This window comes from Ekhidna sp. (assembly GCF_965221965.1).
Classification (GTDB): Bacteria; Bacteroidota; Bacteroidia; order Cytophagales; family Cyclobacteriaceae; genus Ekhidna.
Window position 1 is genome coordinate 3,100,100 of sequence record NZ_OZ244926.1, and the last position, 14,903, is coordinate 3,115,002.

The following is a 14,903-nucleotide window of genomic DNA, read 5'->3' on the forward strand; positions in this document are numbered from 1 at the left end:
AAATTAACAAGTAAGAATGAAGAGAGTCCTTATAACATTATTCATTGGTCTATTAATTGCATCATGTGGTGACGATGATGCTGAAGCCATCTATGAAATCTCTATTAGCAATGAGACTTTTATAGCAAGAAATGGCGTATTGAGAGAACACATCGAAGATTACAATTTTAGTCGAGGAAGGTTCATAATCTCAGATCGAGCTATATCTGAGAAACGTAACTCGGCTGGATGTTTCCAATCATTCGATGACTTAATGACATTAAGATTGGACTTCTCATTAACTGCTTCAGGATCCACAAATTTAGTTCCAGGAGTTTACCAATTCTCAGGTGGGGCAAATGCTGAGGATAGGAGATTTAGCTTTATTACGCTTTATGCAGATGATATTTCGTATAGCGCTAACGGAGGCACAGTTGAATTAAACGGCACGTACCCAAATATACTATAGACTTTAATGTAACCGGGGAGCAATGGCAGCCGGATGGCTCCTTAACAGGCGAGTACCGGCTAACTGGCCAATATAGCGGAGAGTTTACTTTAATTTGTCAATAAATAAGATCATAAAATATCTATTAGTATGAAACAGCTATTATTATCCCTTTCCATTCTATCAATACTCATCATTTCTTCATGTGGAAAAGATGATGGAGTATCTGTGAGTAATCAAATTACCATTGGTGATCAAACCTACGACATTGAGGGTGCTGGTTTTTTGAGCGTCGGTGATACCGATGGTATTTCTGAAGGAGTTTTTGCTTTGTCAGATGCAAATGTTTCCATCTCAGGAAGTTCATTTTCAATATCGACAAGTTCAGACATTAGAGTTATCTTCAATTTGGCTTCTTTAGGGGATGGCGGGTTGGACTCAGGGGACTATAGCGAAGGGGATGTATTGAGTCCTGACGCTGGTAAGGTATTTTTCATTCAATTGATCCAGGCGGACGGGACAACATATTCCGTGACTGGAGGGAAAATTAAGCTAAGTGGGTCGAGCCCAAATTTCACAGTCAGCTTCAATCTTAACCTCGATGGAGGAGACAAGCTAACTGGAGGATTCTCAGGAGAATTTGCTACAAACTAGTTTTTTTAGATATTTTTGACGCATGATAAAAAGCTGGACAGATAAAAAGAGAAAATCTGATAAGAAATCCAAACGATTTCTTTAGGTCCGGCCATTGATTAGATTTTATTTAAAACCAATAATATTTCAAGAACCGGAGCATCAAGCTTCGGTTTTTTTGTTTTAACCCTTTTGTAAAATTTTTAAAATGGAAAATGCAAGTTTAATCCGTGCCACAGAAAATTATGGCTCACCACTTTATGTCTATGATGCCAATCAAATGAAGAAGAACTATGACCAGTTCGTTAAAGCATTCAAAGTGGATCAGTTAAAAGTGCATTATGCCTGCAAGGCACTAAATAATCAAGCTATCCTCAAGCTTTTTAGATCATTGGGGGCTGGTCTGGATTGTGTCTCCATAGAAGAGGTGCATTTGGGCCTACATGCCGGATTTCCCGCTGAAGATATTCTGTTTACACCAAACAATATCTCAACTGAAGAGTATGAGGAGGCGATCGCGCTGGGGGTGAAAATCAATGTAGACAACCTCCACACACTTGAATACTTTGGGATCAACCATCCGGATATTCCTATTTATATCCGAATCAACCCACATTTAATGGCCGGAGGAAATCAGAAAATTTCCGTAGGCCATATCGATTCCAAGTTCGGGATTTCAATTCATCAGGTTCCTAACGTGGAGCGGATTGTTAAGAAACTAAACATCAATGTCATGGGTATCCATGTACATACCGGATCTGATATCCTCGATGCAGATATTTTCATTAAAGCAGCAGAGCTCGTTTTTAGCGTTGTAGAAAAATTTGATACGGTCACCCACATTGACTTTGGTAGTGGGTTTAAAGTGGCCTATAAACCAGATGATCTTCATACTGACATTAGTCGTTTCGGTAAAAAATTCAGTAAAGCCTTTAATGATTTTTCCGAAAAGCAGGGCAAGAACTACACGCTAGAATTTGAGCCCGGAAAATACATGGTGAGTAATGCCGGTTATTTTCTTGCTAAAGTAAATCTGATAAAGCAGACCACTTCGTGCACATTTGTTGGCCTGGATACGGGTTTTAATCATTTCATCCGACCGATGTTTTATAACGCTTATCACCATATCGAAAACCTCTCCAATCCGAATGGAGAAAAGAAAGTCTATAATGTAGTGGGCTATGTATGCGAAACTGATTCTTTCGCCTCTGATCGAATCATTCCAGAAGTACGTAAGGGTGATTTATTGGTATTTAAAAATGCGGGAGCCTATTGCTCCACGATGGCTTCCAATTATAACTCTCGTCCCAGGCCGGCTGAAGTACTGGTCCTTGATGGCAAAGATCATCTGATTAGAAGGAGGGAAACGATTGAAGATTTGTTGAGTACCCAGATAGATGCTGAGATCAACTATTGATTCTCAAACTCATGCTTCAGTAACCATTGTTTCCTATGGACACCTCCCCCATAGCCTACAATGCTACCATCTGAGCCAATGATTCTGTGGCAAGGGATAATGATCGCGATTCTGTTTTCGCCGTTGGCTCTTGCCACAGCTCTAACGGCTTTTACATCACCAACGATATCCGCCTGCTGTTTGTAAGATCTTGTTATGCTATAAGGAATCTTCAGAAGCGCACTCCAAACCCGCTGTTGAAATTCAGTACCACTGACCACCAGAGGTATATCAAAATCCTTTCGACTGCCTGAAAAGTATTCATTCAATTGATTTGTGACCTTATCAATCATTGGATGCTTTCCTGTGACCAGTTCACATCTCATTCGTTTTTTCAGTACATCAATTTGGGTCTCCAGCATCTTTCTGTTTGTAAATTCCAATAGACACAATCCTTCATCGGTCACTCCTACCATCATGGGACCCAGGGGTGTAGGTATTCTATTAATAGTCACCATATTTCCTTCTTTTCCTGGTGAGAATCCGGCCAAATTTTTAAATGTTTCTGAAAACCCACTCAGTGAGTCATATCCTTGTTCATACGCTGATTGGGTCACCGTTTGCCCTTCCTTTATTTTGAGGAAAGCCCCATTTATCCGATTCATTCTAAGGTAAGCCTGAAAGGTAATGCCATGCGTTTTTTTAAAATATCTTCTTACACGTGAAGGACTAAACCCCATTTCTGTTAGCTCATAATCACGCCACTTTTTTTCCGGTTTATCCTCCACTTTTTTCAGAAGGGGAACCAGCCATTCAGGTGATTCCTCATATTGCTTCATCGGTCTGCATACTTTACAGGCTCGATATCCATTTGCTAGCGCATCTTTCGCAGAAGAAAAGAACTCCACATTTTCCTGCTTGGGCTTTCTGGCCGTACATGTCGGTCTGCAAAAAATTCCGGTAGTTCTTACCCCTACTACAAAAACTCCTTCATAATGTGAGTCCTTATCCAAAAGGGCCTGGTACATTTCATCAATAGTTGGAAGAGTTGTTTTCATAGCATAAAAGTAGGAAGACGTTCCTTCAAGGAACAACCGAAATCTGAACAACCATTTTAAAAGGACTATCGCCCGTTCGGGTGATTTTTATAAAATAGTTTTTAACTTTTAAAAGGCAATTTATCATTGACCTAAATAACCTATTATGAAATACACCCTTGAAATCGTGATTGACAAACCTCGGGATGAGGTGGTCAAACTATTTGACAATTCGGACAATATGAAATACTGGCAAAAAGGGCTTATTAGTTTCGAGCACCTTTCAGGCGAACCAGGTAAACAGGGTGCCGAATCATTGTTAAAATATGAAATGGGCAAGCGAAAAATTGAAATGATTGAAACCATCACTTTTAATGGATTTCCTGATGAATTTCATTCTAATTACCAAACAAATGGAGTGGTCAACTTTCAAAGAAACCATTTCGAAGAAGAAAACGGCCAGACCCGATGGATCTCAGAATCAGAATTTAAGTTTAAAGGATTTATGAAACTAATGGCTTTTTTTATGGGAAAAGGAGCTTTCAAAAAGCAGAGCTATTCTTACATGGAAGACTTTAAAGCTTTCGCCGAGGGAAATCCAAAATACGGCCAATAAAAAAACCCGCCGATTGGCGGGTTTTTAATCTTTTACTCTGGTGTCTTCTCTTCTGGCCACTCCAGCTTGAAATCCTTCCAGTAATCTCCTACCGTTTGCTTCATTTCTCTGTGCATAATCAGAATACCAATAAGGTTGGGTATCGTCATCAATGCAATCGTAATGTTAGCCAATGTCCAGATGATCGTGGTATCTGCAAATGAGGCTACAAAGAACCCGGCAACATAGATGATCTTATATATAATGATGTACTTGTTGCCAAACAGATATGTTGTGGCTCTTCCTCCATAATACGACCAACTGATCGCCGTTGAAAACGCGAACAGGATCAAGCCAATAGTAACGATGTATTTTCCATTATCACCGAAAAAGCCTTCATTAAAAGCTACTGTTGTCAATGGAGCACTATGAAGGAGGGACTTACCACGAATGGTCACCCCAGCATCACTTGAGATACTTCCTCCTACTACATTTAGTGTCCCGGAGTACGGTTCCCCATTCAATGTCATTCGCACATTTTCGGCAAAGGACTCTGCGGCGATAATCGTAACCGGATTTTGAACTTTTCCTTCAGAAACATTCAGGTCGCCTGTAAATAATGGTGCCGCCTCTTCTTGAATTAAGTGATTTTTTACCACCAACCTGTCGGCTTCAGCCGATTCATCATATGGATCAGCAAAAACAATGATATCTGAATACTGAAGTTCATTATCATATTTCTTCGCCCACGCTCCTGAAGATAAAAGCACCAGGCCTGTGATTGTACAAATAATAATCGTATCAATGAAAGGCTCCAAAATTGCAACCATTCCCTCAGACACTGGTTCATGTGCGCGTGCTGCTGAGTGAGCAATAGGGGCTGATCCCTGACCTGCTTCATTTGAAAATAAGCCACGGTTTACTCCTCTATTGAATGCAAACGCAAGATTAGCTCCAAGAAAACCTCCGAGTGCTGCACTTCCGGAGAAGAGATCTCCGAAGATTGCTGCGATTGAAGGAAGTATATTTCCCGCATTGTAGAAGATCACGGAAAGTGCACCAATGAAATAGATAACAGCCATAAAAGGAACGATCTTCTCCGTCACCTTCACAATCCGCTTAATACCTCCCAGTATTACCGCTGCAAGAAAAACAGCCAATATCGCGCCGGTTATCCACTGCTCTACACCAAAAGTGGTGAAAACAGAATTAGCAATATTATTGATTTGAGGGAGGTTTCCGGTTCCAAATGAAGACATGATTGTTGCCACGGCAAAGAGCCCTCCCATAAAGTACCCGGTTTTTATCACCTTCCCTGACTTAGTGGTGATGTTTAGTCTCTTTTTCATATAGTACATCGGACCACCAGAGATACCGTCTCCTACTTTTTCCCTGTACTTATGTGAAAGTGTTACTTCCACGAATTTTGTTGTCATACCCAATGCTGCGGTCACCAACATCCAAAATAATGCGGCAGGACCACCAAGGTGAACGGCCAGTGCAACTCCACCTATGTTTCCGGTTCCTACTGTACCTGAAAGTGCCGTTGCTAATGCCTGAAAGTGCGAAGCATCCCCTTCATCATCGGCCTTATCAAACTTTCCTCTTACCACACGCAGTGCGAATCTGAAATACCGAATTTGAGGAAATTTCAGATAGATGGTAAAGAAAAGGCCTGTTCCCAGCAATAAATAAACGAACCAGGAAGACCCGCCGATGGCACCATCAATTTGATTTAGTATATCATTAAGTTCTCGCATGAATTAGGTTTTTCGATTTTCGCAATCCGACAAAAATAGGGTTTTTAATGAATCACACGCTATTAGAAATATTTCATTCCTTGCAGTGTTACAAGAAAGATCATGATGAGTCTTCAAAAGCACATTTTTCGTATATTCATATAACAATTTTAAAACCTTAAACCTGACTATTTAATGGAAGAAGTAACTTCAGAAGCATCAAAATACACAGAAATGGGAATAGATCTCCTAATGACCTGGGGTCCAAAAGTGTTGGCCGCAATTGTCACGCTGATTCTAGGTTTGTGGGTAATCGGAATCATCACCAGGAGCATAAATCGAGGAATGCAAAAACGAGATGTTGATCCATCCTTGAGGCCATTTCTAAAATCACTTATTTCAGCTGCACTTAAGGTCATGCTATTCATTTCTGTCATTGGCATGGTAGGTATTGAAGCTACCAGCTTCGTCGCTGTACTTGGTGCTGCTGGTTTAGCAATAGGTTTGGCACTACAAGGAACGCTTCAAAACTTTGCCGGAGGAGTTATCATCTTACTGATCAAACCGTTTAAGGTAGGAGATTGGATTGATACACCCAACCACTCAGGTACGGTGAATGCAATTCAGATTTTTCATACGATTCTTAAAACCCCAGACAACAAAACGATCATTATCCCTAATGGTCCGCTGGCCAATTCATCATTGACCAATTATTCCACCGAGCCCAGAAGAAGGGTTGACTGGACTTTTGGAGTTGGGTATGGAGACAGCACTGAAAAAACCCGACAAACATTAATGGAGTTAATCAATGCTGATAATCGTATTCTTAAAGATCCGGAACCATTCATTGCTGTTTCTGAATTAGGTGATAGTTCAGTCAACTTCGTTGTTCGCACATGGGTTGAGGCAGCAGATTACTGGGCGGTAAAATTTGATATGAATGAAAAGGTCTACAACAAATTCAACGAAGTGGGTCTGAATATCCCATTCCCTCAAATGGATGTGCATGTGCACAAAGACAACTAAAAAACATTTTAATCATTTTAATAAAAGTCCGGTTTTCGAATCGGACTTTTTTATTTTTATAGTAATGAGACAAAACATATCATCCGGAGCACCCTGGGAAAATGAGGTGGGTTATTCCCGAGCAGTACGCATTGGAAACACCATAGAGGTGTCAGGCACTGCGCCTGTTCGTGATGGAAAAACAGTAGGCGACAATGCTTATGAACAAACAAAGATCTGTTTGGAGATTATCAAAGAAGCGCTGGAAAAAGCAGGCGGAAAAATGGAAGATGTGATTCGAACCAGAATGTTTGTCACAGAGATTGCTCAATGGGCGGCCATTGGCAAGGCCCATGGCGAATTTTTTGGCGGTATAAAGCCTGCCACATCCATGGTGGAGGTTCGCTCGTTAATAGAACCGGATATGCTCATTGAAATTGAAGCTACGGCAATTGTGTCTTAGCGCATCACCACGTCGTAAATAAAGCTTGCAGCCAGCTTTGCGGTTCGTCCATCGTCGTATTTAGGACTCATTTCTGCTACATCAAAACTGATCACTTTATCTGATTTCAGGATTTCATTCATCAAGGGTTTGATGTGGTGGGGAAGTGCTCCATAAGGGTTTACTGCACTCACTCCCGGAGCTACTCCAGCGGAAAAAACATCCAGATCCAGTGTAATACACACTTTGTCCATTTCGCCCATGAAATAATGAATGCGAGCGAGTAGCTCTTCACTGGACTCTTCCAGAAGTTCCTCCATAGAAATAAATGATTGATTTTTTTCTCGCATCAATCCAAACATGGAAGCAATGTTTACCGCTTCGTTGATTCCAATGGGGAGATAATGGAAACCCTCATATTCCTCGAAGAGCTGCCTGGCCCAACTCCCTGAATGTGCGCCTTGTGGAAATTGCCTCAAATCAAAATGCGGATCAAAATTGATCATTCCGATTTTCTCTTTTGAAAAAGCATCTAACACTCCCTTGCCATGTGCATAACTGATCTCATGTCCACCTCCCAGCAATACCGGAAATGCACTTTTTTTGATCATGGATGTCACGTATCGGGCCAGTTCCACCTGCGCGTTTTCAAGCTGATCTCCACTTACTACCACATCACCCACGTCGGTAAGTTTTTTACCTTCATCAAAATGAATTGCCAGGTTCACCATTGCTTTTCTAATGGCATCAGGGCCATCTACTGCTCCGACTCTTCCCAGGTTTCGTTTTACCCCTACATCTGAGCAGAAGCCCAGAAAACATACATCCTCAGGTATTCCTGCGTTAAGGTCGCCGACCTCCACAATCTGATGCCATACATCCCGAATCGAATCCGGATCTTGTCTCCCCTTCCAAATCGCTTTATTTCCTGGTTTATACATGTTTTATCCGATTACCATTTTTCCACACCATATCCGGCTTTAGTTTTCCTTGATTGTATAAAATCTCCCGGTAGTCATCAAAAGGAAACGCCACCAAATCTGCTTTCATCTCTGGTGCTATCCTTCCACGATCCCCCAAACCCAAAGCATGCGCTGCTCTGAAGGTCATACCCGCAAAAATCTCAGCTGATGACATTTTTTCGTAAATACCCAAAATAGCTGCCTGAACCAACAAGTCGCCCATTGGTGCTGAGCCAGGGTTCCAATCCGTAGAAATGGCGACAGAAGCCCCTGCATCCAACAATTTTCTGGTCGGCGTAAAATTCATTCCCAACCCGAGGCTGGCACCCGGAAGCGCCACCGCTACCGTATCCGATTTCGCCAATAACTCAATTTCTTTTTGGGAACTGGCCTCCAGGTGGTCAGCGCTCCTTGCTCCTAAATCCACCGCCATCTGGCTACCACCGGTATGAAACTGGTCGGCATGAATGGTCAAGTCAAAACCCAGATTTTTTGCTGCTGACATATAATCCCTGGCTATTTCTACGGGAAAGGCAGAAGGCTCAACAAAAATGTCGATCCGGCTCGCCAGTCCTTTAACCAACAATTGAGGAAGCAGTTCCTTTTCCAGATAAATTAAAAAGTCCTTTTTGTCCTTAAATTCTTTAGGACAAACATGAGCTGCAAGGCAAGTAGGGATCAAATCTGCTTCGATTTCGGCCATAGCACTTTTTACTACCTCCAACACTTTCAGTTCATTCTCCACATCAAGTCCATAACCACTTTTCACCTCGATGGTGGTGACTCCATCGTGCAAGTGTCGATTCGCACGCTTGATCAATCCACTTTTCAATTCCTCTGGGGTAGCTTTTCTGGTCTTTTCCACTGAATCGAAAATGCCGCCACCCTGCTCTAATATTTTTTCGTATGACTCACCGGACATGCGTAAAGTGTAGTCTCGTGCCCGAGTACCTCCCCATACCAAATGAGTGTGACAATCAACGAAACCAGGCAACAAAATATGATCCCCATTTATCTCTTCAACTTCAGAGGTTTTACTTTTTAGCTGATCGAAATCACCTACTTCTAAAATTTTTTCATTATCGACTAACACCCCACCATTCTGGATAATACCTATCTTATCGTCTTCTAAAGCCCCTTTTTGGGGTGTTTTAGTGAAGGTGAGCACTTCTTTAAATGGACCTATTAGCTTTGACATGGTACGAAAATTGAAAAGAAACGAAAAGTTACGATTTTTGCTAAGGTTTCACGAACCACAATCACTATGAAAAAATATTTACTTAGTTCTTCGCTATTGCTTATTTCCCTTGTTTCGTTTGGACAATGGGGAAGTTTTGATCTAACGCTTGGCCTTCCAAGAAACGAGTTTAGAGAAAACACAGATGCTACCGGTTTTGGAGCAGACCTTTCGTTCGGGATCCCATTTCAAAAAGGATTTCCCGTATCATTTGGTCTTGACTTCAACTACATCGTCTATGGATCAAACACCAAAGACGAAACATTAGAAGCTCAGATAACACTTGCCAATGGAACTCCAATTGGCGACCCAATCATTATTCCACTAAGAATAAAGAATACTAACTCAATATTTGGCACACATGCGCTTATAAGAGCACAAGCCCCTTTTGAGCTAGTTCAACCATATGTGGAAGGTTTGATAGGGTTCAGGTATATTTCTACAAATACGAAGATTACCGACCAATCCAGTGATGGTAGGTGGAGTGAGCGCGATGATCAGGTAATCGTGAGAGAGACAGTCTTGGATGACTGGGTTTTCAGCTATGGATATGGTGGTGGATTTATGATCAAGGTAGGACCTAAGTTCTTTATTGACATCAGAGCTGACTTTTTTAAAGGAGAACGAGCTAAATACTTTGATGGAGAAGATACTGAATCATGGAATATAGAATTCAGTGGAGATCCCACAAATTTTGATCCTGATACAGTAGGTGGCGAAGCTCTCGAATTTGAAACAGTTGCACGAGAGTCTACTACTGACCTACTTATGATCAAGTTTGGAGTAGCGGTTAAATTCTAATACCCGTACTTATCTTTCCAGCGCGTGCGGAGGAACTTTCGAAGTTCTTCCTCACGTGCGTTTTTACCCGGCTCGTACAGCTTAGTTCCTTCAATTTCTTCCGGTAAAAACTCCATTTCAGCAAAGTTCATCGGGTGATCGTGAGCATACTTATAGCCTTTACCATATCCCTGATCTTTCATGAGCTTTGTTGGAGAATTACGAATGGCCATTGGAACAGGTAAGTCACCTGTTTTTTGCACCAGCGCCTGAGCCTGATTGATGGCCATGTAGCTCGCATTACTCTTCGGAGAGGAAGCAAGGTAAGTCACGCACTGAGATAGAATAATTCGAGATTCCGGATAGCCGATCATATTCACAGCCTGAAAAGCATTAGTGGCCATAACCAAAGCTGTCGGATTCGCATTTCCGATATCTTCGGATGCAAGGATCACTAATCTCCTGGCAATAAACTTTACATCCTCACCTCCTTCGATCATCCGTGCCAGATAGTACACAGCCGCATTGGGGTCGCTCCCTCGAATAGACTTGATGAATGCAGAAATGACATCATAGTGCATCTCGCCTTTCTTATCATAAAGCACCGTCTTTCGCTGAGCAGCCTCAATTACCTTTTCATCAGTAATCACTTTCTGCTCTCCATCGTCACTTTTGATTACCAGCTCCAGCAGATTTAAAAGCTTCCTACCATCTCCTCCGGAAAGATTGAAAAGTGCCTCCGTTTCTTTAAGAACCACTTCTTCCTTTTTCAGTTCCTCATCCTCCTGAAGTGCTTTCTCGACCAACATCTGAAGATGCTCTTTCGTTAATGCATTTAGGGTATAAACCTGTGACCGAGATATCAGAGCAGAGTTCACCTCAAAGCTTGGATTCTCTGTAGTAGCTCCAATTAAGGTGATCACCCCTTTTTCTACCGCGCCAAGCAACGCATCCTGTTGTGCTTTATTGAATCGGTGGATCTCATCGATGAATAGTATGGCCTTGTTTCCCCGACTCGCCTGTTGAATAACCTCCCGTACCTCCTTTACCCCCGAACTGATCGCACTCAATGTATGAAAAGGACGCTTCACTTCATTTGCTATAATATTTGCAATGGTGGTCTTCCCTGTACCTGGAGGGCCCCACAGAATCATGGAGGGGACCTGCCCTGATCGTATTGTACGACGTAACACACCATTTTCACCTACCAAATGCTCCTGACCAACAAGGTCAGATAGCTTAGACGGGCGCATGCGTTCGGCTAATGGAGAGTTGTCTTGAAACATTTTTCAAAATTACGAAAACTCGCTCCTCTACCAGTATACATTTGCGGGGTGAATTTAGAAGCTATCAAAACGTACGTAGCTCTCACTCTGGTGAGCCTTTTCTATGGCGTCAATTACAGTGTGTTGAAAATTGTGGTTCCAGAATATGTTGGACCATACGGGTTCATTGTATTTCGTGTCATTATTGCATCGATCATCTTCTGGATGATCCATTCATTCAACCGGGAAAAGATAAACTGGAGAGAAGATGGGTGGATGCTGGCATTATGTGCACTCACAGGTGTGGCTGTCAATCAATTGCTTTTTTATAAAGGACTTAGCCTGACCTCTGCGGTCAATGGTTCGATTATCATGACCTTAACGCCTGTTCTTGTGCTGATCTGGGCTGCATTACTTATCGGTGAAAAAATAACACGCACAAAAATCATTGGTGTTTTTTTAGGTTTGGTGGGAGCTGTGATCATCCTCTATCAACCAGACGAATTGCTAACCTCAGGCGACTGGAGAGGTGATATTCTGGTATTCATTAATGGCGCGAGTTATGCCTGCTACCTGGTACTCGTAAAACCATTGATGAAAAAATACAAACCGATGACTGTGGTAACCTGGGTTTTTACGATTGCTATTCTTTTCGTTCTACCCGTAGGTTTTGGTCAGGCCAGCGTAGCTGATTTCCAGTCTTTTCCTCCAAAAGTCTGGATGAGCATGACGTATACCATCGTGGTGGTGACGGTAGTTGTGTATTTTCTAAATGCGTGGACTCTTGTAAAAGTGAATTCTTCAGTGGTAGGAGCTTTTATTTACCTCCAGCCAGTTTTTGCCTCACTCACTGCTATCTTATTTTTTGGAGAGATTTTCTTGATCAAACACCTGATTGCTGCTCTTTTTGTATTTATCGGAGTGTGGTTGGTGACTAAGAAATCTTCGAAATAGCCGCTTCAAACTGATCTAAATCGGCATCATCAAAATCAAGATGCGTAACGAAGCGAACCAGACCTTTTCCAAAAGCCACTGCCAAAATCCCCTGTTTTTCCAGTTCCTCAAGCAACCACTTCTCTGATTTACCCTCAGTCAGTTTACCAATGACAATATTGGTATCCACAGGCATCACTTCTTCAATGAACGCACATCGTTGCAAAACTTGTCCGATTTTCTCTGCTCGTTTGTGATCCTCCACCAGCCGATCAACATGATGATCAAGTGCATGAATACAGGCAGCAGCTAAGTAGCCGGCCTGACGCATACCCCCACCAAAAACTTTCCTTACTCTTCTGGCTTCTTTAATCTGAGCCTTTGTGCCTAACAAAACAGAACCCACTGGAGCACCCAGGCCCTTAGAAAAACAAATGGAGATGGTATCGAAAAGGGAACCATAATCGGATGCATTTTCGCCTGTCTTAATGATAGCATTAAAAAACCTGGCACCATCCAGATGCAGTTTTAGATCATTTTCATCACACACTCTTCTTATTTTTTTTATCTCCTCAAGATCATAAACAGAGCCACCTCCTTTATTCATGGTGTTTTCCAGTACCACTAGCTTTGAATGTGGAAAATGGATATCATCTGGGTTGATACTCTCTACTACTTGCTCAGCAGTGATCCTTCCGCGATCTCCATCAAGCAGCTTTGGTGAAAGCATAGAGTTATACATCATTCCTCCACCTTCATATAAATACACATGCGAATGTCTATGGCAGATCACTTCATCTTGAGGTCTGGTATGAATACGCATCGCAATCTGATTCGTCATAGTTCCTGATGGACAATAAATGGCATCTTCCATTCCAAATAAATCAGCAATCTTTTCTTGAAGAGTATTCACAGTCGGATCATCTCCAAATACATCATCCCCAACCTTAGCAGACATCATCGCCTCCAGCATTTCTTTTGTAGGCTTGGTGATTGTATCGCTTCTTAAATCAATCATAGGTTTCATAAGTTAAAATCCAATCGGAATGTTTAAAGGTGTCCCACGGTACACTGGCAAGGTCAACTTCTTCGTCAACAAGCGGTTTTCTCGGATGTCCATTTAACGATAGTTCACTTCTCACAAAGACCTCCACATCTTTTCCTGATTCCTCATGTTCATTTTTCAGGCGTTGAGCTAGTTGCCAGATCATATCTGGCTGTTCTGCCAATGAGGCTCTTTGATCCCGTGAAACATAGTCTCGTAAGTTTACTCTTTCCCGCTCACCTGTTTCCTTATCCTCGACATATACATTTACAAATCCGGATTTAGCACGCAGCATCATACGCCATGAAAGCCGATGGCCCTCTTCTGTCCACGCTACATCTCCCTCAATAAAGTGATGGCGCAGAGGCAACAAAATCATTATTGAGAAATAGATCGCTAAAACATAAGTCCAACCCAGGGAGAGTTGCTTTCTGATTGGATACACACTCTGCTTTCCTCTAAAAAAAATATTTCGGATTGTTTCCGGCGGAAAGAAGAAAACCGTCAACCCGATCATCAGGTACGGGAAAATGCCAATTTGGAAAATAAATGAGTTGAAAAGGTTGAAAATGATGGATAGAATAAAACCCAACTTTCTTGTTTTGGGATGAAGAAGTAAAAAAACAATTGATCCATCATAGATTACACCTCCCCAGGCTATTATTAACTGAAACCACTTTTCCTGAAGCAAAGATCCAATTAACCAATAATCCGCTTTGTATTGAAACCATATACCGATTGGTCGGGCTTCCAGCCAGTCCCAGTGCATTTTATGGATGCTTGCATAGATGTATACGATCAAAATCTGAATGATAAAAAACCAGTGACATACACGAGCACAAGTCACTTGTTTTGTGGTTAACCCCCATTTTGCATCGAGAGAGTAATTTTTATGCGCAGGCAATAAAAACATCGCTGCACTCAATAGGATCAGCAAATAGTAGTGATTGTTATAATGCGTTTTTTGCATGAGGTACACCACCGTCCACATGCTAAAGAAGGTGAAGGTGGATGCACGATAGAAAAGTCCCAGCATAATACACAAAGCAGCTGTACCCATTACAATGAAGTAATAAATCATCCCATCGCCTTGAAGTGGCTGGAGCCACTCAAATCCAATCATGGTAAAGGTGAAATCAGGAGCGATAAAAGCTTTATTTACCCAGCCGGTCATAATTGCACCATAGCTCTCGGCAGCTGCTAAAAATCCAAACACCATTCGAAACAGTACCAGCGGACTGTTGTCTACTTCAGTTCCTAAAAAAGTGCGGACAGAGGATCGCATACTTAGTGTTTAGACTGTGAAAATAGAAAAGGAGCCCGAAAGCTCCTTAATTCTAAACCTAAGTAAATATGAAGAGGATTAATTACTTACTGTCTTTTACGATCGTACCTATTTGAGGTTTA

Annotated in this window: 15 protein-coding genes; 8 read left to right on the forward strand and 7 right to left on the reverse strand. The window is 41.9% G+C overall.

Annotation, left to right across the window (positions count from 1 at the left end; genetic code table 11):
• Window positions 1-16 precede the first annotated feature (16 nt).
• The 3 genes from ACOQON_RS14565 (at window position 17) to lysA (ending at window position 2,477) form a co-directional block, all read left to right on the forward strand.
• Window positions 17-448 (forward strand): hypothetical protein, encoded by a 432-nt coding sequence (locus ACOQON_RS14565; protein ID WP_420576149.1) that lies wholly within the window; start codon window positions 17-19, stop codon window positions 446-448.
• 129 nt (window positions 449-577) lie between these two features.
• Complete coding sequence (locus tag ACOQON_RS14570; protein ID WP_420576150.1) at window positions 578-1,081, forward strand: hypothetical protein; 504 nt, start codon at window positions 578-580, stop codon at window positions 1,079-1,081.
• A gap of 187 nt (window positions 1,082-1,268) precedes the next feature.
• Window positions 1,269-2,477: a diaminopimelate decarboxylase gene (lysA, locus tag ACOQON_RS14575; RefSeq protein ID WP_420576151.1), complete on the forward strand. Its 1,209-nt coding sequence runs from the start codon at window positions 1,269-1,271 to the stop codon at window positions 2,475-2,477.
• Here the strand turns inward: lysA and ACOQON_RS14580 are convergent.
• Window positions 2,471-3,514 carry a bifunctional transcriptional activator/DNA repair enzyme AdaA gene (locus ACOQON_RS14580; RefSeq protein WP_420576152.1) on the reverse strand — a complete coding sequence of 348 codons (1,044 nt, stop codon included), beginning with the start codon at window positions 3,512-3,514 and terminating at the stop codon, window positions 2,471-2,473. The two genes, lysA and ACOQON_RS14580, sit on opposite strands and share 7 nt — an antisense overlap.
• 145 nt (window positions 3,515-3,659) lie before the next feature.
• On the opposite strand from ACOQON_RS14580, the gene ACOQON_RS14585 reads away from it, so the two are divergent.
• The gene (locus tag ACOQON_RS14585) at window positions 3,660-4,109 is read left to right on the forward strand and encodes an SRPBCC family protein (RefSeq protein ID WP_420576153.1); all 450 of its coding nucleotides are present in this window, start codon (window positions 3,660-3,662) and stop codon (window positions 4,107-4,109) included.
• Window positions 4,110-4,141: 32 nt separating this feature from the next.
• On the opposite strand, the gene ACOQON_RS14590 is transcribed toward ACOQON_RS14585, so the two are convergent.
• On the reverse strand, window positions 4,142-5,848 hold the full coding sequence (locus tag ACOQON_RS14590) for an alanine/glycine:cation symporter family protein (RefSeq protein ID WP_420576154.1): 1,707 nt from the start codon (window positions 5,846-5,848) through the stop codon (window positions 4,142-4,144).
• 174 nt (window positions 5,849-6,022) lie between these two features.
• Here ACOQON_RS14590 and ACOQON_RS14595 point away from each other — a divergent pair, with 174 nt between their 5' ends.
• Both ACOQON_RS14595 and ACOQON_RS14600 read left to right on the forward strand, forming a co-directional pair.
• Window positions 6,023-6,853, forward strand: a complete 831-nt coding sequence (locus ACOQON_RS14595; RefSeq protein WP_420576155.1) for a mechanosensitive ion channel family protein — start codon at window positions 6,023-6,025, stop codon at window positions 6,851-6,853.
• Window positions 6,854-6,917: 64 nt separating this feature from the next.
• Complete coding sequence (locus ACOQON_RS14600) at window positions 6,918-7,295, forward strand: RidA family protein (protein ID WP_420576156.1); 378 nt, start codon at window positions 6,918-6,920, stop codon at window positions 7,293-7,295.
• Here ACOQON_RS14600 and hutG read toward each other — a convergent pair.
• Together hutG and hutI are read right to left on the reverse strand one after the other, a co-directional pair.
• The gene (gene hutG, locus ACOQON_RS14605) at window positions 7,292-8,215 is read right to left on the reverse strand and encodes a formimidoylglutamase (RefSeq protein ID WP_420576157.1); all 924 of its coding nucleotides are present in this window, start codon (window positions 8,213-8,215) and stop codon (window positions 7,292-7,294) included. The two genes, ACOQON_RS14600 and hutG, sit on opposite strands and share 4 nt — an antisense overlap.
• Entirely contained in the window at window positions 8,208-9,434 is a 1,227-nt protein-coding gene (hutI, locus tag ACOQON_RS14610; protein WP_420576158.1) for an imidazolonepropionase, read from the reverse strand. The genes hutG and hutI overlap by 8 nt, the downstream gene beginning before the upstream one ends.
• Window positions 9,435-9,500: 66 nt before the next feature.
• Between hutI and ACOQON_RS14615 the strand changes: the two genes are divergently transcribed.
• Entirely contained in the window at window positions 9,501-10,274 is a 774-nt protein-coding gene (locus tag ACOQON_RS14615) for a hypothetical protein (protein WP_420576159.1), read from the forward strand.
• Here the strand turns inward: ACOQON_RS14615 and ACOQON_RS14620 are convergent.
• Window positions 10,271-11,539, reverse strand: a complete 1,269-nt coding sequence (locus ACOQON_RS14620; protein WP_420576160.1) for a replication-associated recombination protein A — start codon at window positions 11,537-11,539, stop codon at window positions 10,271-10,273. The genes ACOQON_RS14615 and ACOQON_RS14620 overlap by 4 nt on opposite strands.
• 48 nt (window positions 11,540-11,587) lie before the next feature.
• Here ACOQON_RS14620 and ACOQON_RS14625 point away from each other — a divergent pair, with 48 nt between their 5' ends.
• Complete coding sequence (locus ACOQON_RS14625) at window positions 11,588-12,472, forward strand: DMT family transporter (protein ID WP_420576161.1); 885 nt, start codon at window positions 11,588-11,590, stop codon at window positions 12,470-12,472.
• Here ACOQON_RS14625 and ACOQON_RS14630 read toward each other — a convergent pair.
• Together ACOQON_RS14630 and ACOQON_RS14635 are read right to left on the reverse strand one after the other, a co-directional pair.
• On the reverse strand, window positions 12,453-13,469 hold the full coding sequence (locus ACOQON_RS14630) for a threonine aldolase family protein (RefSeq protein WP_420576162.1): 1,017 nt from the start codon (window positions 13,467-13,469) through the stop codon (window positions 12,453-12,455). The two genes, ACOQON_RS14625 and ACOQON_RS14630, sit on opposite strands and share 20 nt — an antisense overlap.
• Window positions 13,462-14,781 (reverse strand): HTTM domain-containing protein, encoded by a 1,320-nt coding sequence (locus ACOQON_RS14635; RefSeq protein WP_420576163.1) that lies wholly within the window; start codon window positions 14,779-14,781, stop codon window positions 13,462-13,464. Before ACOQON_RS14635 ends, ACOQON_RS14630 begins: the two co-directional genes overlap by 8 nt.
• Between the last annotated feature and the right edge of the window lie 122 nt (window positions 14,782-14,903).